Below are 18272 nucleotides of genomic sequence, written 5' to 3'. Positions count from 1 at the left end.
GGCTGGCGTGCCCTCAATGGGTGCATCCGCGCTTGCGGTGCACGGGGTATATCTCGGCCATGACGGCTGCGGACTTCGACATCCTGGAGGACGGCAAGGGACTGGTGCTGCGGCTCAGCGGCGACTGGACGGCCCTGTCGCTGGGCCGCGTTCCCGAGCGGCTGGCACGCAGACTGGCCGGACGTGAGGTCCATCGTGTCGATCTCGATGATCTTGGCGCTTTCGACACCTCCGGTGCCCATGTTCTCGTTCACGCCTCGGGCGGGCGCATCAGCAACAGGGCCTTTGCAGGCCGCCCAGAGGCCGGGCGCCTGTTCGCCATGGTCGAGCGGCTCGAGCGCAATGCCGCTGCGCCACCGCGAAAGGCCGACTGGCTGACGCGCATGATGGCCCGGGTCGGGCGCGGCACGCTGGACTTCGCCAATGAGCTGTGGCTGTCGCTGGCCTTTCTGGGGCGCCTGCTGGTGGCGTCGGGCAAGACCTTGCGTTCGCCCGGCAGGATTCGCTGGCCGGCCTGGTTCAGCCACATGGAGCGCGCCGGTCTCGACGCCATACCCATCGTGGCCATGACCAATTTCTTCGTCGGGGCCGTGATCGCCTTTCTGGCCGCCGACATCCTGACCCAGTTCGGCGCGGCGGTCTTTTCGGTGCCGCTTATAGGCTCTTCGGTGCTGCGCGAGTTTGCTGTGGTCATCACCGCCGTGCTGCTGGCGGGCCGCTCGGCCTCCAGCTTTGCCGCCGAGATCGGTTCGATGCGGATGAACCAGGAGATCGACGCCATGCAGGTCATGGGCGTGGACCCCTTCCAGGCGCTTGTGATTCCGCGTCTGGCCGCCCTGCTGGTGATGCTGCCCCTGCTGACCTTCATCGCCATGGTCTCTGGCCTGCTGGGCGGGATGCTGGTGACCTGGGCCAAGCTGGATCTCGGCCCGGCCTTCTTCCTGACGCGCCTGTCGTCCGACGCCTTCATGTCCCAGCATTTCTGGGTCGGCATGTCCAAGGCCCCTGTGTTCGCCATCATCATCGCCGGTATAGGCGCGCGCCAGGGCATGAGCGTGGGCGGCGACGTGGAGTCCCTCGGGCGGCGGGTGACGGCGGCTGTGGTGCAGGCCATCTTTGCCATCATCGCCATCGATGCGGTCTTTGCCCTGATCTATCTGGAGATGGGCCTGTGAGTGCGCCCGAAACCCTCGTTGCCGATGCGCCAGATGCGCGCGAGGCCACCGGGCCCGCCATCGAGGTGCGCGGTCTTCGCAGCCAGTTCGGCGACCTGGTCATCCACGAGGACCTCGACCTGGTCGTGCCGCGCGGCGAGGTGGTGGGCGTGGTCGGCGGCTCGGGCACCGGCAAGACGGTGCTGCTCAACACCATTATCGGCCTGAAAAGCCCCGATGCGGGCGAGGTTCGTCTGCTGGGCGAGGACGTGGCCACGCTGCGCCCGTCCCAGCGTGCATGGCTGGACCGCAAGATCGGCGTGCTGTTCCAGCATGGCGCCCTGTTCTCATCGCTCACCGTGCTTCAGAACGTGGCCGCGCCCCTGATCGAGCACACCCGCCTGCCGCGTGCCGTGATCGACGAGCTGGCGCAGCTCAAGATCGCCATGGTCGGCCTCAGGCCCGAAAGCCACCATCAGAAGCCCGCCGAGCTGTCGGGCGGCATGAGAAAGCGCGCGGCCCTGGCGCGGGCTCTGGCGCTGGATCCCGAACTGCTCTTTCTCGACGAGCCTACCGCCGGTCTCGATCCCATCGGGGCCGCCGCCTTTGATGCGCTGATCCGCGATCTGTCGCGCGATCTGGGCCTGACGGTGTTCATGATCACCCACGACCTCGACAGCCTCTATGCCATGTGTGACCGCGTGGCGGTGCTGGCCGACAAAAGGGTCGTGGCCCACACAACCCTTTCCGAACTGGAGCGTTCGGACCATCCGTGGATCCGGGAGTATTTCCTGGGGCCGCGCGGGCGCGCTGCGGTGGCCGCGAAAGCCCCCGCCGATCCTGACGGGACGCATGGCCAAGGCAAAGGCCCCGGACCCGAACAAACCAAGGGCAGGCCGCCCTCCCGCCCAGACGAAGGTTGAGTGTCCATGGAAAGAGACGCCCATTATGCAGCCGTCGGCCTCGCCACCATTGCCCTGGTGGCGGCGCTGGTCGTGTTCTCCATCTGGCTGGCGAGGTTCCAGTTCTCGCGCGACTACGATGTGTACGACATCGTGTTTGATGGCCCCGTGCGCGGCCTGTCCACGGGCGGCGAGGTGCACTTCAACGGCATCCGCGTGGGTGAGGTCACACAGCTCAATCTGGACCGGCGCACCGGCAACCGCGTGATCGCGCGCATCCGTCTCGATTCCCAGACCCCCGTGCGCGTGGACAGTCGCGCCCAGCTCGAGCCTCAGGGCATCACCGGGGTCAACTACATCCAGATCACGGCGGGCACGCCCGACACGCCGCTGCTCAAGACCCAGTTTGCCGACAATCAGGTGCCGGTGATCCAGAGCCAGCCCTCGCCCATCGCCGAGCTGCTTCAGGGCGGCGGCACGGTGCTGGCCCAGGCCGTAGATGCGCTCAACCGCATCAACCGGGTGCTGTCCGACGACAACATCCGCTCGTTCTCCGCCTCGCTTTCCAGCGTGGAAGCGGTGACGGCCGAGCTGGAAGCGCGCCGTTCGATCATCGCCGAGGCCGAGCGCGCCATGCGCGAGGCGGCCGATGCCCTTGCCGAATATCGCCAGCTCGCCACTTCGGCGCGCGGGCTCGTCGAGGGCGACGGCGCGCGGGCTCTCGCCAGCCTGGAGCGGGCTGCGGGCGAGGCCGAGCGCGCCATGTCCGACGTGCGCCGCATCACCGGCGGGCTCGAAGGCCCGGTCAACGACTTTGCCAACACCGGTCTGCCTCAGCTCAGTTCGGCTATCCGTGGCCTCGAGGCCGCCACCGAATCCCTTGAGCGTCTGGTCGAGGACGTGCGCCAGAGCCCACGGGACTTCATCCAGCGTGCCCCCTCGCGTGAACTGGAGGTCGAACAGTGATCCCGATGAACCGTGCCTTCACCGCCGCCATTGCGTCAGCCACAGCTCTGGGTCTGTCGGCGTGCGCCCTGCTCTCGAGCCCCGATCCGGTGCAGCTCTACCGCTTCGGCGCCAACCTTGACCTGCAGTCCGAGGGGCTGGCGAGGGCGGGCACCCGGCCCGTGGCTCTGCGCCGGGTGCAGTTCCCGCGCGCCACTTCGGGCGAGCGCATCCTGGCGGTCACGGGCGATCAGGCCGCCTATCTGGCCGGTGCGCGCTGGGTGTCGCCTGCGGACGTGCTGTTCACCGATGCCCTGGAGAACAGCTTTTCGGTGCGCTCGCGCCAGGTCCGCCTGATCGGTCGCAACGAACTGACCCCGGCCGACCTGATGCTGGAACTGGACGTGCGCCAGTTCGAGGCGCGCTATGACGGCGGACAGGGAGCCGCGCCCACGGTGCACATGGTGGTGCACGCGCGCATGTTGCAGTATCCCGAGCGCGTCATCGCCGAGGAGCGCACCTTTGCCACCACAGTGCCCGCCGCCGACAATCGTGTCTCTGCCATCGTGGCTGCCTACAGCGCAGGCACCGACCAGATCACGGACCAGATCGTGCAGTGGTCCGACACCGTGGCAGCGCGGCCCCAGGTGCCTGCGCGCTAGGCCAGTCGGGGCGGTCGCGTGACCCGCCTGCCAGACGCCGGCGCGGACAACTGGGTGGATCGCCTTGCGCCGCCTGCCCTGCGCCCCTGGCTGAAGCTCGGGCGCTTCGACCGGCCCATCGGCATCTGGCTGCTGTGGCTGCCGTGCCTGCACGGTCTGGCGCTGGCTGCCATCGTCAATGCCCACATCAGCTGGTCGCGCATGGCGGCCATGGCGCTGGTGTTCGGGCTTGGCGCCTGCCTGATGCGCGCGGCAGGCTGCGCCTACAACGACATCATCGACCGCGACATCGACGCGAAGGTGGCGCGCACCGCCAGCCGCCCCGTCGCCTCGGGTGTGATCAGCGTGCGCGCCGCCGCTGCATTCGTGGCTGGCTGCGCCCTGATCTCGCTGCTGATCCTGCTCAGCCTCAGCCGCACCGCCGTGCTGCTGGGCGTGGGCTCGCTGGCCCTGGTGGCCGCCTATCCGTTCATGAAGCGCATCACCTGGTGGCCCCAGGCCTGGCTGGGCCTGACCTTCAACTGGGGCGCGCTGATGGGATTTGCGGCGGCCTTTACCCCTCTGGCGTTTCTCTCGGCGCTGGAGCCGGGCGGCAGGCTCGACCTGTCCGTCTGGCTTCTCTACGCGGCGCTGGTGTTCTGGACGCTTGGCTATGACACCCTCTATGCCCAGCAGGACATGGAAGACGATGCCCTGATCGGCGTGAAGTCCTCGGCCCTGCGGCTGGGGGCTCATGCCCGCACGGGTGTGGGCCTGTTCTATGGTATCATGCTTGCCCTGCTGTTGGCGGCGGGCGTGGTGGCCGGGGCGGGCGGAGCCTACTTCGGGGGGCTGGTTCTGGTGGCTGGCCATCTGTCGGCACAGGTGGCTAGAATGAAGCCCGACAGCCCGGCGCGCGCGCTCAGCCTGTTCCGCTCCAACCGCGAGACGGGCCTGCTGCTGCTTCTGGCGCTGCTGCTGGGTCAGTGGGGGCTCTAGGCCGGTGAGCATGACGGGAAGGCGCTGCAGATGAACGCTCGTATGGTGAAGACTCTGGCCCTGACGGGTCTCGTGGCGACGGCTCTCCTGGCCGGCTGCCAGCGCCGCGAGGAGCCGCAGGAGCCCGCGCCGCAGCCCGCCCCCGCCGTCGAGGAGCCCGAGGTCACGCCCGCCGATGCAGGCGCGCCCATGAGCTTCGAGGAAAGCAGCCCCTATGCCAGCGTCGAGATGAGTTTTCCCGACGCCATTCGCAGCCAGCCCGACCTGCACGCGCGCCTCTATCGCGAAGGCGTAAGGGTGCTGCGCCAGTTCAGCGAGGGGGCCCAGGCCGACCGCAGCGAGTTCCAGGGCGAGATCGAGCTTCCCCCCTATGCGCGCAACATCGAATACGCCCTGGCGCTGGAGACCGGCAAGCTGCTCAGCCTGCGCCGTCTGGATTACGAATATGCGGGCGGGGCGCATCCCAACAATGCCTATGGCTCGGTGCTGTGGGACAAGGCCCTGCGCCGCGAGGTCGGGGCGCGCGACCTGTTCCGGCGCGGCGCGGACCTGACGGCTCTTGATCGCGCCCTGTGCCAGGCCATCAACCAGGCCAAGCGCGCACGCACCGGCTCGAGCGAGATTCTCACCTTAGAGCGCAGCGACGGCTGGGCCTGCCCGAGGGCTGCCGACACGCCCTATGTGCTGGCCCCCTCCACCACGCCGGGCCGTGCGGGCGGGCTGATATTCCTGATCGGACCCTATGTGGTGGGGCCTCATGCGGAAGGCGGCTATGAGATCGCCGTGCCGCTCAGCGCCTTTCGCGGGCTGCTCAATGCCGCCTATGCCGACGAGTTCGACGGCGCGCCTGCGCGCACGGGCGACGTGACGGAGCGCTCCTGAGCGAAGGCTTCCAGCAGGCTGCGCGCGATGGCCAGCCGGGGCGGGGCGATCACGCCGTCATGGCCGGCCTCGCTGGCGAGGATGGCCCGCACGCTGGCGCGGTCAAGCCAGCGCGCCTCTGACAGCTCGGCAGGATCGAGGGTGAGATCGCGCCCGCTGACCTCGGCCATCATGGCGATCATGAGCTGGCCGGGAAACGGCCACGGCTGGCTGGAGTGATAGGCAAAGCGCACGGCCCTCACGCCTGCCTCCTCGAACAGTTCGCGCGCGCACGCATCCTCCAGGCTCTCGCCGGGCTCGATGAAGCCCGCCAGGGCGGAAAAGCGCCCCTCCGGCCAGCCTGACTGGCGTCCGACCAGACAGACCGCATCATCGCCCCGTCCATGGATGGCCAGCATGATGACCACCGGATCGACGCGCGCGAAATGCTCCAGCTTGCAGTGCGCGCACCACCGGCGCCAGCCTGCGCCCGACACTGTGCTCGCGCCCCCGCACGCGGCACAGAAGGCGTTGCGCTCATGCCAGTGAATGAGGCTGCGGCCCGCTGCGGCGATGGCGCTGTCCGCCTCGCCGATCAGGGCGGCGGCGGCGCGCAGGCCGACGGCTTCGAGCGCAGGCGGGGCCTGCTCGAGCTTGCAGGCGAACAGCGGCGCACCGTTCTCGAAGCCGAGGAAAATCTCCGGCGTGCTCTCCCCGAGCGGCAGGCGCGCCAGATGCGCACCCTCCAGCAGCGGCTCGCCGCCGACAAAGCCGATCATGCGCGCGGCGGGATCGCCCGTGTGATGCGCGACAAAGCCGGGCGCGTTGCGCTGATCGCCGCCGCGATCCAGCGGACCTGAAGCAAAGGTATTGTGAAACGGAGACCTCATCGGCGCGACTGAACGGCATCCGGGCGGCGCGCGCCAGCCCTTCTTTGCCATCTGCCGCCTTGATCTTGCCGCCGCGCAGGGCGATATAGGCCTTGGAGACTGGCGCGGGCGAAGGCATCGCCAACCTGGTCAGGTCCGGAAGGAAGCAGCCACAACGATTTCCCCTTCGGGTCGCTGTCCAGTCTCCACCTCATTTTCCCCCTCTTGATCATCATGCCCGCCTAAAGTCAGCTTGGGCGCGGCATGAGGCGCTGCGCTGCGGCATGACTCATGGCGCTCACGGCTCGCCAGGGTGGCGAAACGGCTGTGGACGCCAGAGGCGCATGGCGGGCTTGCAGCCCTTTTGCGTCTCGCGCCCGCTGCGGCGCTCGGCTAAGACGAAGACATGAGCAGTGATGCCCCGCCGCACACCGAGGCCCATCCTCCGTGGGAGGATGATGAGGCGCGCGCCGCCGGACCGCTGTCGGATGCTCCGCCCGATGCGCCCGAGCGTGATCCCGACACCAACGACATGTTCGGGGCGGAACCGGAACAGGCTCAGGCTCAGGCTGCGGCCCGCACCGATGCCCCTGCCGAGGCCGACGGCGCGGCCTATACGGTGCTGGCGCGAAAATACCGGCCGCGCACCTTCGAGGATCTGATCGGTCAGGACGCCATGGTGCGCACCCTGACCAATGCCTTTGCCACGGGCCGCATCGCCCATGCCTTCATGCTGACCGGCGTGCGCGGTGTGGGCAAGACGACCACCGCGCGGCTGCTGGCGCGGGCGCTGAACTTCGAGGCGCAGGACGGTGCGGGCGGGCCCAGCATGGACCTCTCGCGCGAGGGGCGGCACTGTGCCGCGATCATGGCCGGTCAGCACATGGACGTGCTGGAGATGGATGCCGCCAGCCACACCGGCGTGGGCGACATCCGCGACATTCTCGACAGCGTGCGCTATGCGCCCGTCGAGGCGCGCTACAAGGTCTATGTGCTCGATGAAGTGCACATGCTGTCAAACCAGGCCTTCAATGCCCTGCTGAAAACCCTCGAAGAGCCGCCGCCCCACGCCAAGTTCATCTTTGCCACCACCGAGATCCGCAAGGTGCCGGTGACCATCCTGTCGCGCTGCCAGCGCTTCGACCTGCGCCGCGTCGAGCCTGAAGTCCTGTCTTCGCACCTGGCGCGCGTGGCCGAGCGCGAGGGCGCGCGGCTGGAGCAGGATGCCCTGGCCCTGATCGCACGGGCCGCCGAGGGCTCGGTGCGCGATGGCCTGTCCCTGCTGGATCAGGCGCTGGTGCAGGGCGGGCGCGGCGAGATCGTGCGGGCCGAGGTGGTGCGCGACATGCTCGGTCTTGCCGACCGCACCCAGACCATCGCCCTGTTCGAGGCGATCCTGTCGGGCGAGACCCCGCGCGCCCTGGAGCTTTATCGCACGCTCTACGGCTTTGGGGCCGATCCTGTGCAGGTGGTCAGCGATCTGCTCGAGCACGCCCATGCCAGCGCCCTGGCCAAGACATTGGGACCAGAGGCGACACGCCTGCCTGCCGATCAGGCCTCGAGGCTGGCAGCGCTGGGCGCGGCAGCCTCGGCGGGAACCCTGTCGCGCCTGTGGCAGATGCTGCTCAAGGCCCACGATGAGGTGCGCCGCGCGCCCGTGCCCAGCGATGCGCTGGAGATGGCGATCATCCGTCTGGCCTATGCGGCGGACCTGCCCGGCCCGGAAGAAGCGCTCAAGCTGCTGGGTGCAGGGGCCTCGCCCGACGCCCAGGGCACAGGGCCACGCGGCGGCGGCGGTGCGGGCGGGGGGGCGCGTGCGGCCCTTAGCCCCGCCCCTCAGGTCTCATCCCTCGCCGATCCGCAGAGCTTCGAGCAGGCGCTGCGCCTGATCGGCGAGAAGCGCGACATCCGCCTGCAACTGGATGTCGAGCGCTATGTGCGCCCGATCAGCTTCCGACCCGGAGCCATCACCTTCGAGCCCGCACAGGGCGCGCCCGCCGATCTGTCGCGCAGGCTGGCCAGCCGCCTCAAGGAGTGGACCGGGCGCACATGGCTGATCGTCACCGAAAGCGGCGGCGGGGGCGAGACGCGCCACGAGAGCGAGCGCCGCCGCAAGGGCGAGGCGCGCGAGTCCGCCCTGTCGCAGCCCGCCATCCGCGCCCTGCTCGACAGCTTTCCGGGTGCCGAGGTCATCGAGGTACGCACGCCCGCGCCCAGCCCCGTCCTGCCCGAGATCATCGAGGCTGACGCCCTCGATGACGACGACGCCTCCTGAATGCCCATCGAACAGGAAACACTGCCATGAAAGACATCTCCGGCCTGATGAAACAGGCGCAGGCCATGCAGCAGAAATTGCAGGAGGCCCAGGTCAAGATGGCCAACACCACCGCCGAGGGCTCCTCGGGCGGGGGCATGGTGGCGCTGACGCTCAAGGGTTCGGGCGAGCTGGTCTCCATGCGCATCGACGACAGCCTGCTGTCCGAAGGCGAGGGCGAGATCCTCTCGGACCTGATCGTGGCGGCCCATGCCGACGCCAAGCGCAGGCTGGACGAGGCCAATGCCGAGCTGATGCGTGAGGCAGCGGGCCCCATGGCGGGCATGAACCTGCCCGGCATGCCCAAGCTGTTCTGAGGCGCGCGTGGCCAGCTTTGCCGGACCCGAGATCGAGCGGCTGATCGGCCTGCTGGCCAAGCTGCCCGGCATGGGACCGCGCTCGGCTCGGCGTGCGGCCCTGGCCCTGCTCAAGCGCCGTGAACAGCTTCTGGAGCCTCTGGCTGCCTCGTTGCGCGAGACCGCAGACAAGGTGCGCGCCTGCTCGCGCTGCGGGGCGCCGGACACGCGCGATCCCTGCGCCATATGCGCCGATCCGGCCCGCGACGGCTCGCTCTTGTGCGTGGTCGAGGAGGCGGGTGCCCTGTGGGCCATGGAGCGCGCGGGCGGCTTTCGCGGGCGCTATCACGTTCTGGGCGGGCTTCTGTCGGCGCTGGACGGCGTGGGGCCGGAGGCGCTGCGCGTGGGCGAGCTGGTGGAGCGGGCCGCAGCGCCCGAGGTCAGCGAGGTCATCCTCGCCCTGCCCGCCACCGTCGATGGCCAGACCACCGCGCACTATCTGGCCGACCGGCTGGCCGGGGCGCAGGTGACGATCAGCTCGCTCGCGCGGGGCGTTCCGGTGGGCGGCGAGCTGGACTGGCTGGATGACGGCACCATCGTCCAGGCCCTGCGCGCGCGCCGCCCGGCCTGACGGCGGGGCCTGAGGGCGGGGGCTGAGGGCGGGGGCTCTGTCCGCTTCCTGCGGATGCGCGAATCCTGTAGGAACGGAGCATGAACGAAATTACGATCATTCTGGCCGTCCTGCTTGCCGTCTTTGCCGGGGCTTTCCTGTGGGTCTTCGCGCGCTGGCAGCGCACGACTGCGGACCTGCGCACGGCCGAGGGCCGCATCGAGATGATGGAGGACGAGCGTGCCTCTGCTGCCGAATTCGTGCGCGCCCAGGCGGCCCGATCGGCCGAGGACGTGGCCGCCAGGCTGGTGGCGCGCGCCAGCGAGACCTTTCAGGCTCAGGACCGTGTGGCGAGAGAGCGGGTCGAGGCCCAGCTAAAGCCCGTGGCCGAGACCCTCGAAAAGTTCCGCGAGCAGCTCGAGGCGGTAGAGAAGGTGCGCGCGGCAGATACAGGGGGCCTGAAGGAACAGCTTGCGCTCTTGATGCAGGCAAACACGGTCACGCGCGACGAGACGCGCCGTCTCACCGAGGCCCTGCGCGGCAATACGGGGCGACGCGGGCGCTGGGGCGAGCAGACCTGTCGCAACGTGCTGGAAGCCGCCGGCATGGCGGGCCGTTTCGACTTCGTGGAACAGTCCTCGCGCGCCGATGACGAGGGCCGCCAGTCACGCCCCGACTTCCTTGTGCGCCTGCCCGGCGGCGGTATGTTCGTCATCGATGCCAAGGTGCCGCTCAGCTTCGAGGGCGAGGACGAGGCCGACGAGACCGCGCGCGATCAGCTTCGTTCGGCCCGGATCGCCGCCAGCCTGAAGGCCCATGTGCGCGGCCTCGGCTCCAAGGCCTATCAGGACCAGTTCGCGCAGAGCCCCGATTTCGTGGCCATGTTCGTGCCGGGAGATGCGTTCCTGTCGTCGGCGCTGGACCACGAACCCGACCTGATGACCCAGGCGATGAACGCGCGGGTCGTGATCGTGACGCCGAGCACCCTGTTCGCCCTGTGCAAGGCCGTGGCCTATGGCTGGCGGGCAGAGGAGCAGAGCGCCAATGCCGACAAGATCGCGGCCCTCGGCAAGGAGCTTTACAAGCGCCTGTCGGTGATGGGCGCCCATGCCGCAGGCGTCGGGGCGGACCTTGATCGTGCCGTGCGCCGCTACAACCAGTTCGTCGGCTCTCTGGAGAGCCAGGTGATGGTGCAGGCGCGCCGCTTCGAGGACTTGCAGGCCGATCATCAGGGCAAGGCCCTGCCGGAGCTGGCACCGGTGGACTCCTCGCCGCGCGCCCTCACCCGGCCCGAACTGATCGGCACAGACGGGAGCGATCAGGCCTGATCGCCCGGCCTCTGGACGCCGCCCGCGCCAGCGCCTATGCCGCCCTCATGTCCGCCTCCCCCTCGCCCAGCGAACACACCCCGCCCGATGAGGCCCCCGTCGGGCGCATGATCGCCATGCCCGCCGACACCAACCCCGAAGGCGACATCTTCGGCGGCTGGCTGCTGGCCCAGATGGATCTGGCGGGCTCATCGCCGGCCTTCAATCTGGCGCGCGGTCGCTGTGCCACGGTCGCGGTGGACTCGATGGTGTTTCACCAGCCCGTCGCGGTGGGCGACGAGGTGAGCATCTATGCGCGCGTGATCCGTACGGGGCGAACCTCCATCGCCGCGCACGTCGAGGCGTGGAAGCGCGGGCGCGGTCAGGACGAGATGCAGCGCGTGACCGAGGGCGTGTTCACCTATGTGGCCATAGATCAGCACCGGCGCCCGCGCCCCCTCGACGAGGCGCTGGCCAACCGCGACTGGTCTTTGCAGGACCCGCTCTGAAAACCGCTTCGGAGCAGGCCTGAACGCAGGGCGCAAGACCCAGCGCAGCGCTCGGAAATCTTGACCTGAGCGGCGCGAGAGCCTACCTCACGGCCATGGCCATCCGACGCATTCTGACCGTGAACAACCCTGCCGATCTTGTCGTGCTCAAGAGCGTCTGCGCGCCCGTGGCCGAGGTCACGGACGAGACGCGCGCCCTGATGGATGACATGCTCGAGACCATGTACGACGCGCCCGGCATCGGCCTTGCGGCCATCCAGATCGGTGTCATGCAGCGGGTCGTGGTCATGGATCTGGGCGAGCGTGAAGCCTCAGAGGGCGATGGGTCGGAGCGCGAAGGGCCGGGCAGCGACGCAGCGCCCGCCGAGCCGGTGCGTGAGCCGCGCTACTTCGTCAATCCCGAGATCACCTGGGCATCCGAAGAGACGGCGCCTTACGAAGAAGGGTGCCTGTCCATCCCCGAATATTTCGATACCGTGGAGCGGCCCGCGCGCGTGCGGCTGCGCTATCTCGACTATCACGGCAATGCGGTGGAGGAGGAGGCCGACGGCCTGTATGCCGTGTGCATCCAGCACGAGATCGACCACCTGAACGGCAAGCTGTTCATCGATCACCTGTCCCGCCTTCGCCGCGATCGCGCCATGGCGAAGGTCAAGAAGACCATGCGCGAAAGGAAGGCTGCCTGATGGCCCGAACAGCGCCCCGCCGGATCAAGCAGCAGGTTGCCCGCGCCGCGCGTGCCTTGCCGTCCTCGCGCCGCCTCACCCGCGCCCAGAAGGTCGGCCTCGGCGGTCTGGCCACTCTGGCGGCCGTGACCGCGCTTGGCGTCGTGGCCGGTGTGCTGCTCAACCGCCTGATCAGCTTCGATGAGGTCATTGACGCGGGCGGCGAGTGGGACGAGGGCGGCGGCGTGCGCACCCGCTGGTACTGAGGTTTTGCGCGTCGGGCTTCCGCCCGCAGCCGCGCTGGTCTAGAGCCCACCCATGCGCCTGGTCTTCATGGGAACCCCCGCCTTTGCCGTCCCTTCGCTGGTCGAGATCGTCTCGGCCGGTCACGAGGTGGTTTGCGTCTACAGCCAGCCGCCAAGGCCGCGCGGCCGTGGCCAGCAGCTTCGGCCCTCTCCGGTTCAGGAACTGGCCGAGAGCCTCGGTATCGAGGTGCGCACACCGGCGACGCTTGCCGGTGAGGCCGAGGCGATCGAGGCGCTCGATCTCGATGCCCTGATCGTGGTCGCCTATGGCCAGATCCTGAAGCCGCGCGTGCTCGATGCCGCGCGGCTCGGCGCCTATAATCTTCACGCCAGCCTGCTGCCGCGCTGGCGCGGTGCCGCGCCGATCCAGCGGGCCATCATGGCCGGTGATACCGAGACCGGCGTCCAGATCATGCGCATGAGCGAGGGCCTCGACGAAGGCCCGGTGCTGCTGTCCGAGCGGCTGGCCATCGGACCGGAGGATACGGCCAGTACGCTGGGCGAGGCGCTGAGCACGCTCGGCGCGAGCCTGTGGCCACGGGCTCTGGGCGCTCTGGAGCGCGGCGGGGCCAACTTTGTCGAGCAGGTGGGCGAGAGCACCTATGCCAGGAAGATCAGCGCGGCCGAGGCGCGCATCGACTGGACGCGCCCCGCTCGGCAGGTGGACGGGCACATCCGCGGCCTGTCCAGCGTGCCCGGCGCCTACTTCATGCATGAAGGCGTGCGCATCAAGGTGCTGATGTCCGCGTGCGAGCCAGACCACGACCTCGCTGATGGGGCGCAGGAAGGAAAGGCTCAGCCAGGCACGGTTCAGGGGGGCACGGTTCAGGGGGGCACGGTTGAGGCAGGCACGGTTCTGGCGGCGAATGAGGGCGGCGTCGTGGTGGCGTGCGCAGACGGTGCCGTGCGCCTGACGCGGTTGCAGCGCGAGGGACGTGCGGTGCAGTCCAGCGCCGATTTCCTGCGCGGCTATCCGCTGGCGGCGGGCGCGGTGCTGGGCTGATGCCGCGCTATCGCCTGATCGTCGAATATGATGGCTCGGCCTTCCATGGCTATCAGGCCCAGGCCCGCCTGCCGAGCGTTCAGCAGGCCATCGAGGACGCCATTCTTGCCTTCAGCGGCGAGCGCATCCGCCTTCAGGCCGCCGGGCGCACCGACACGGGCGTTCATGCCACCGCGCAGGTGGTGCATGCAGACCTCGTTCGCGAATGGCCCGCGCGCACCGTGGCCAATGCGATCAACGCCCATCTGGTGCCCCAACCCGTCTCGATCCTCAGCGCCGAGCGCATGGAGGGCGACTGGCACGCCCGCTTCAGCGCCACGCGCAGGCACTATCTCTATCGTATTCTCAGCCGCCCCGGCCCGCCTGCGCTCGATCAGGGGCGGGTCTGGCACGTCAAACGACCCATGGATGTGGCGGCCATGGCCGATGCGGCCTTAGAGCTGCTGGGTCATCACGACTTCACCACCTTTCGCGACATCGAGTGTCAGGCGCGCTCGCCGGAAAAGACGCTGGAAGTGGCCGAGGTCAAGGCTCACGGCGATGAAGTTCAGCTTCGCTTCTCGGCCCGCTCGTTCCTGCACCGCCAGGTCCGATCCATGACCGGCACCCTCGCCGAGGTCGGTCTGGACCGCTGGAGCCGCGAGGATGTGCGCGCCGCACTTCTCGCGCGCGACCGAACCGCCTGTGGCCCCGTGGCCCCGGCGTGCGGGCTTTATCTGGTGGGTGTCGATTACGACTAGAGACCCATGCGCCGCGCGCGTCCGGCGACCTCCATCAGCAGGCGCTCGACCATGAGCGCGCCGGGCTGTCCGGTGGATTTGGTCGCCACCTCGACCTCGATGGCCCGCTCTCGCACCTCGGCCAGCAGGGCATCGCCCCAGACGCGCGCCTGACGCAGCATTTCGGCCTCCTGCTTCCAGAACACCCCTGCGGCCTTCGCCGCTTCCTTGGCCGAGGCCCCGTTGCGGGTCAGGGTATGGATGCGCTGAAGGCGGGTCAGGTGAGCGATGGCGGCGCGCGCCGCCGCGGGCGGGGTCTCGCCCTCGCCGAAGGCCAGCCGCAGCATCTTCTGCGCCTCGCCTGCACGCGCACCAAAGGCCGCCATGGCCGCATCCGACAAGGAGGCCTCGGGCTCGACGCCGAGATGGGCCTCAAGCTCGGCCACATCTATGGTGCGCCCCGAGCCCGGCCCGATGAAAAGTGCCAGCCGCTCGATCTCGGCACGCGCCAGTGCCCGCTCGCGCGGCAGGCGGCCGACGAACAGGTCCAGCGCATCGCGCGACAGCCCGACATCATCGCGCGCAAGCACCTCGCGCGTCATGCGCGCCACATCGCCGGTTTCGTCCTCATAGACGGGGATGCTGACGCTGGCGGCCCCGCTTTCGGCGGCCTTGCGCAGCGCGCTGTCACGGCCGAGTGCCCCGCCCTCGATCAGGAAAAAGGCCTCCGGGTTGAACTGACCGTCGAGGTGCGCCTTCAGCGCCGCCGCGCAGGCCTTGTCGGCTCCTGCCTTTTCCGTTGTGAGGCGCAGCCAGACGAGGCGGCGACCGCCCATCATCGACAGGGCCGACAGCGCGTCGTCGAGCCGGGCGGCATCGGCATCGATGTCGCTCTCGGAGAGGGCAGAGACATCGAACGGATCGTGGATGTCGGGCACCAGGGCCTTGGCCAGCAAGGTGGCGCGCTCGTGCACGCCGCCCCGGTCGCGTCCGTGGATCAGGCAGGCGCGCACATCGTCAGGCGGCGATTTGATGAACCGCTCGATCTCGGGGCGCTTGGAGAGGATCATGACGCCCGCTCAGCGGCTGGCGTGAAGCTGTCGCGCCAGATCGCGATGGATGCGCCGCGCCGCATCCGATGCCAGCCGCGCCTCGGCATCCTGCATGGCGATCACCCCGGCATAGGGCTGTTCGGCATCGGCGTAGGTGGTGCTGACGCTGACTTCGCCCTCGAACACGCGCCCGCCTGCCAGCGGCGTCAGGCGGTAGCGCACGATGTGACGCAGCTCGTAGCGCGTGGCCGTGTCGTCAACGCGCCGGCCGAGAGCCAGGCGCTGGGCCTCGATGTCGGTTTCCAGTCGGTACTGCGGCGCGCCAGCGATGGCGAAGGTGTCGGTGATGGCCTCGCGCAGCAGATAGCCCGCGCGCGTGTCGGGCACGCTGACTTCGGTGGCCGAGAGGCCCTGCACGCCGCCGCCCTGCACACCGCCGCCCTGCGCCGTTCCATAGAGCGGGGTGAAGCCGCATCCGGCCAGCATCAGCGCCATCACGGCGGCCAGCACCGCTCTCATGGCGCGGCCACGATGTTGATAATGCGTCCCTTCACTACGATCACCTTGCGCACGCCGAGGCCATGGTCGGCAAGGTAGGCCTGAACGGCACCATTGGCCAGTGCGGCAGCCTCGACATCGGCGTCGGGCGCCTCGCGCGCAATGCGGATCTCGCCTCTGCGCTTGCCGTTGATCTGGATGGGCAGGACGATCTCGTCGTCCTCGGCCAGCGCCGGATCGAACTCGGGCCATGGCGCGCGGGCAATCAGGCCCTCATGACCAAGGTGCGTCCAGGCTTCCTCGGCCAGGTGGGGCACGAAGGGCGCAATCAGCTGGGCATAGACCGTCAGCGCCTCGCGCCGGGCCTCGATGGAGGCAAGGGCACAGGCTTTCAGCACGCCCAGATGACCATAGAGCCGGGCGATGGCCGCATTGAAACGGAAGCTCTCCAGCCCTTCTGTCACGGCCCGGATGAGCTTGTGGGTGGCGCGTCGCAAGCTCTCGGACTGGGCACCATCGCCAGGGCTCTCACCTGCGATCTGGAACTCGGCCCAGGCGCGGTTGACGAAGCGGTGCGCGCCCTCCACCCCGCCGGTGGTCCATTGCACGTCGCGCTCGGGCGGGCTGTCGGACAGCACGAACAGGCGACCGGCATCGACGCCATAGGTTTCGAGGATTTCCTCGGGCGCGACGACGTTCTTCTTGGACTTGGACATCTTTTCGATGTCGCCGATGACCAGCGGTGCACCATTCGAGATGCGGGTCGCGATGCGTTCGCCATCGCGCAGCTCGATGCGCACGTCCGCAGGCTCGACCCAGCGCGGCTTGCCGACCTCGTCGGTGCCTTCGTGATAGGTCTCGTGCACGACCATGCCCTGGGTGAACAGGCCCGCGAAGGGCTCCTTCACCTCCATATGGCCGCCGTCGGACAGGGCGCGTGAAATGAAGCGGGCATAGAGCAGGTGCAGCACCGCGTGCTCGACCCCGCCGATATACTGGTCCACCGGCAGCCAGCGGTTCGCGGCCTCGGCATTGATGGGCGCGTCCGCCTTCGGATCGGCAAAGCGCGCGTAGTACCAGGAGCTGTCCACGAAGGTGTCCAGCGTGTCCGTCTCGCGCCGCGCATCGGCACCGCATGACGGGCACGAGGCCTTCTTCCATGTGGGGTGCCGCTCTAGCGGATTGCCGGGCACATCGAAGGTGACGTCCCCGGGCAGTTCGACCGGGAGCTGGTCCTCGGGCACGCCCACGGGGCCGCAGGCCTCGCAGTGGATGATCGGGATCGGACAGCCCCAGTAACGCTGGCGGCTGACGCCCCAGTCACGCAGGCGATAGAGCGTGGTGCCCTGGCCAAGGCCCTCGGCCTCGAGACGGGCGATGACGCGCGCCTTGGCGTCCTCGATGGAGAGCCCGTCGAGGAACTGGGAGTTGTAGATCACGCCGGGGCCCACATAGGCCTCGTCGCCCACCGCGAAACTGTCCGCATCCACGCCGTCCGGCAGCACCACGGGAAGCACCGGCAGGTCATACTTGCGCGCAAAGTCGAGGTCGCGCTGGTCATGGGCGGGACAGCCGAAGATGGCTCCGGTGCCATAGTCCGACAGGATGAAATTGGCGATCCACACCGGGACGCGGCGGTCAGGGTCGAGCGGGTGGATCACGCGCAGGCCGGTGTCGATGCCGATCTTCTCGGCCTGTTCGATTTCGGCCTGGGAGACGCCGCCCTTGCGGCATTCGCTGATGAAATCGGCGATGGCGTGCTGCTGCTGGGCGAGGGCCGCCGACAGCGGGTGATCGGGCGCTAGGCCCACGAAGGATGCCCCGTAAAGCGTGTCGGGTCGTGTGGTGAAAACCGTGAGCGTGGACTCGGCGCCTTCGGGAGGATCGCCCTCCAGCACCCAGTTGACGCGCGCGCCGACCGAACGGCCGATCCAGTTCTCCTGCATCAGCCGGACCTTTTCGGGCCAGCGATCCAGCGAGCCGAGACCCTCGAGCAGTTCGTCGGCATAGTCGGTGATGCGCAGGAACCACTGGTTCAGCTTGCGCTTCTCGATCAGGGCGCCCGAGCGCCAGCCGCGCCCTTCGATGACCTGTTCGTTGGCCAGCACCGTATTGTCGACCGGATCCCAGTTGACCACGCCTTCCTTGCGATAGACGAGGCCGCGCCGATAGAGGTCGAGAAACAGGGCCTGCTGGCGGCCGTAGTAGGCCGGGTCACAGGTGGCGAACTCCCGGCTCCAGTCGATGGCCAGCCCCAGCAGCTTGAGCTGTTCGCGCATGGCCGCGATGTTCGACCATGTCCACTCGCCCGGGTGGATGCCCCGCTCCATGGCGGCGTTCTCGGCGGGCATGCCGAAAGCGTCCCAGCCCATGGGGTGCAGCACGTCAAAGCCGCGCGCGCGCTTGTAGCGCGCCACCACATCGCCCATCACATAGTTGCGTGCGTGACCCATGTGGATGTTGCCCGACGGATAGGGAAACATCTCGAGCACGAAATATTTGGGTCGCCCGTCCGACCCGTCTCCCGCAGCGAATACATCCTCGGCTTCCCAGCGCGCACGCTGCCGGGGCTCGACGTCCTTGGGATTGTAACGGGCCATGAGTCCTTGGGCGGGCGCGCGCT

19 protein-coding genes and 1 other RNA gene are annotated in these 18272 nt (G+C 68.8%); 16 read left to right on the top strand and 4 right to left on the bottom strand.

Annotated features, from left to right (window positions below; translation table 11 throughout):
- Positions 1-59 precede the first annotated feature (59 nt).
- The 6 genes from ACK4E3_RS06555 to ACK4E3_RS06530 are packed head-to-tail and all read left to right on the top strand — an operon-like array spanning position 60 to position 5523.
- The gene (locus ACK4E3_RS06555) at positions 60-1175 is read left to right on the top strand and encodes an ABC transporter permease (protein ID WP_409698074.1); all 1116 of its coding nucleotides are present in this window, start codon (positions 60-62) and stop codon (positions 1173-1175) included.
- Positions 1172-2077: an ABC transporter ATP-binding protein gene (locus tag ACK4E3_RS06550; RefSeq protein WP_409698071.1), complete on the top strand. Its 906-nt coding sequence runs from the start codon at positions 1172-1174 to the stop codon at positions 2075-2077. Before ACK4E3_RS06555 ends, ACK4E3_RS06550 begins: the two co-directional genes overlap by 4 nt.
- Before the next feature lie 6 nt (positions 2078-2083).
- Positions 2084-3022 (top strand): MlaD family protein, encoded by a 939-nt coding sequence (locus tag ACK4E3_RS06545; RefSeq protein ID WP_409698068.1) that lies wholly within the window; start codon positions 2084-2086, stop codon positions 3020-3022.
- Between the two features lie 5 nt (positions 3023-3027).
- Positions 3028-3663, top strand: a complete 636-nt coding sequence (locus ACK4E3_RS06540; protein WP_409701137.1) for an ABC-type transport auxiliary lipoprotein family protein — start codon at positions 3028-3030, stop codon at positions 3661-3663.
- 18 nt (positions 3664-3681) lie between these two features.
- Positions 3682-4641: a 4-hydroxybenzoate octaprenyltransferase gene (gene ubiA, locus ACK4E3_RS06535; protein ID WP_409698064.1), complete on the top strand. Its 960-nt coding sequence runs from the start codon at positions 3682-3684 to the stop codon at positions 4639-4641.
- 42 nt (positions 4642-4683) lie between these two features.
- Positions 4684-5523 (top strand): PdaC/SigV domain-containing protein, encoded by an 840-nt coding sequence (locus tag ACK4E3_RS06530; protein WP_409698061.1) that lies wholly within the window; start codon positions 4684-4686, stop codon positions 5521-5523.
- Here the strand turns inward: ACK4E3_RS06530 and nudC are convergent.
- Positions 5463-6392 (bottom strand): NAD(+) diphosphatase, encoded by a 930-nt coding sequence (gene nudC / locus ACK4E3_RS06525; RefSeq protein WP_409698058.1) that lies wholly within the window; start codon positions 6390-6392, stop codon positions 5463-5465. The genes ACK4E3_RS06530 and nudC overlap by 61 nt on opposite strands.
- 93 nt (positions 6393-6485) lie before the next feature.
- On the opposite strand from nudC, the gene ffs reads away from it, so the two are divergent.
- From ffs to truA, 10 genes are all read left to right on the top strand, one after another.
- Positions 6486-6583, top strand: an RNA gene (ffs, locus tag ACK4E3_RS06520) — signal recognition particle sRNA small type.
- 194 nt (positions 6584-6777) lie between these two features.
- Positions 6778-8646, top strand: a complete 1869-nt coding sequence (locus tag ACK4E3_RS06515) for a DNA polymerase III subunit gamma/tau (protein ID WP_409698055.1) — start codon at positions 6778-6780, stop codon at positions 8644-8646.
- A 26-nt stretch (positions 8647-8672) separates the two neighbouring features.
- The gene (locus ACK4E3_RS06510; protein WP_409698052.1) at positions 8673-9002 is read left to right on the top strand and encodes a YbaB/EbfC family nucleoid-associated protein; all 330 of its coding nucleotides are present in this window, start codon (positions 8673-8675) and stop codon (positions 9000-9002) included.
- A gap of 7 nt (positions 9003-9009) precedes the next feature.
- Entirely contained in the window at positions 9010-9612 is a 603-nt protein-coding gene (gene recR / locus ACK4E3_RS06505; protein ID WP_409698049.1) for a recombination mediator RecR, read from the top strand.
- Positions 9613-9692: 80 nt separating this feature from the next.
- Positions 9693-10919 carry a DNA recombination protein RmuC gene (gene rmuC, locus ACK4E3_RS06500; RefSeq protein ID WP_409698045.1) on the top strand — a complete coding sequence of 409 codons (1227 nt, stop codon included), beginning with the start codon at positions 9693-9695 and terminating at the stop codon, positions 10917-10919.
- A gap of 47 nt (positions 10920-10966) precedes the next feature.
- Complete coding sequence (locus tag ACK4E3_RS06495; protein WP_409698042.1) at positions 10967-11407, top strand: acyl-CoA thioesterase; 441 nt, start codon at positions 10967-10969, stop codon at positions 11405-11407.
- A 95-nt stretch (positions 11408-11502) separates the two neighbouring features.
- Positions 11503-12093 (top strand): peptide deformylase, encoded by a 591-nt coding sequence (locus ACK4E3_RS06490; RefSeq protein WP_409698039.1) that lies wholly within the window; start codon positions 11503-11505, stop codon positions 12091-12093.
- Positions 12093-12338, top strand: coding sequence for a hypothetical protein (locus tag ACK4E3_RS06485; RefSeq protein ID WP_409698036.1), 246 nt, complete (start codon positions 12093-12095; stop codon positions 12336-12338). Before ACK4E3_RS06490 ends, ACK4E3_RS06485 begins: the two co-directional genes overlap by 1 nt.
- Before the next feature lie 52 nt (positions 12339-12390).
- On the top strand, positions 12391-13380 hold the full coding sequence (gene fmt / locus ACK4E3_RS06480; protein ID WP_409698033.1) for a methionyl-tRNA formyltransferase: 990 nt from the start codon (positions 12391-12393) through the stop codon (positions 13378-13380).
- Entirely contained in the window at positions 13380-14120 is a 741-nt protein-coding gene (gene truA, locus ACK4E3_RS06475; protein WP_409698030.1) for a tRNA pseudouridine(38-40) synthase TruA, read from the top strand. The genes fmt and truA overlap by 1 nt, the downstream gene beginning before the upstream one ends.
- Here truA and holA read toward each other — a convergent pair.
- The 3 genes from holA to leuS are packed head-to-tail and all read right to left on the bottom strand — an operon-like array spanning position 14117 to position 18249.
- Positions 14117-15169, bottom strand: a complete 1053-nt coding sequence (holA, locus tag ACK4E3_RS06470; protein ID WP_409698027.1) for a DNA polymerase III subunit delta — start codon at positions 15167-15169, stop codon at positions 14117-14119. The two genes, truA and holA, sit on opposite strands and share 4 nt — an antisense overlap.
- A 9-nt stretch (positions 15170-15178) precedes the next feature.
- Complete coding sequence (gene lptE / locus ACK4E3_RS06465) at positions 15179-15670, bottom strand: LPS assembly lipoprotein LptE (RefSeq protein ID WP_409698024.1); 492 nt, start codon at positions 15668-15670, stop codon at positions 15179-15181.
- Positions 15667-18249, bottom strand: coding sequence for a leucine--tRNA ligase (gene leuS, locus ACK4E3_RS06460; RefSeq protein WP_409698020.1), 2583 nt, complete (start codon positions 18247-18249; stop codon positions 15667-15669). The genes lptE and leuS overlap by 4 nt, the downstream gene beginning before the upstream one ends.
- Between the last annotated feature and the right edge of the window lie 23 nt (positions 18250-18272).

Source organism: Brevundimonas sp. (genome assembly GCF_046299595.1).
In the GTDB taxonomy this organism is placed as follows: domain Bacteria; phylum Pseudomonadota; class Alphaproteobacteria; order Caulobacterales; family Caulobacteraceae; genus Brevundimonas.
Note: the sequence above shows the minus strand (reverse complement) of the source record. Positions and strands in the feature narration are given on the sequence as shown.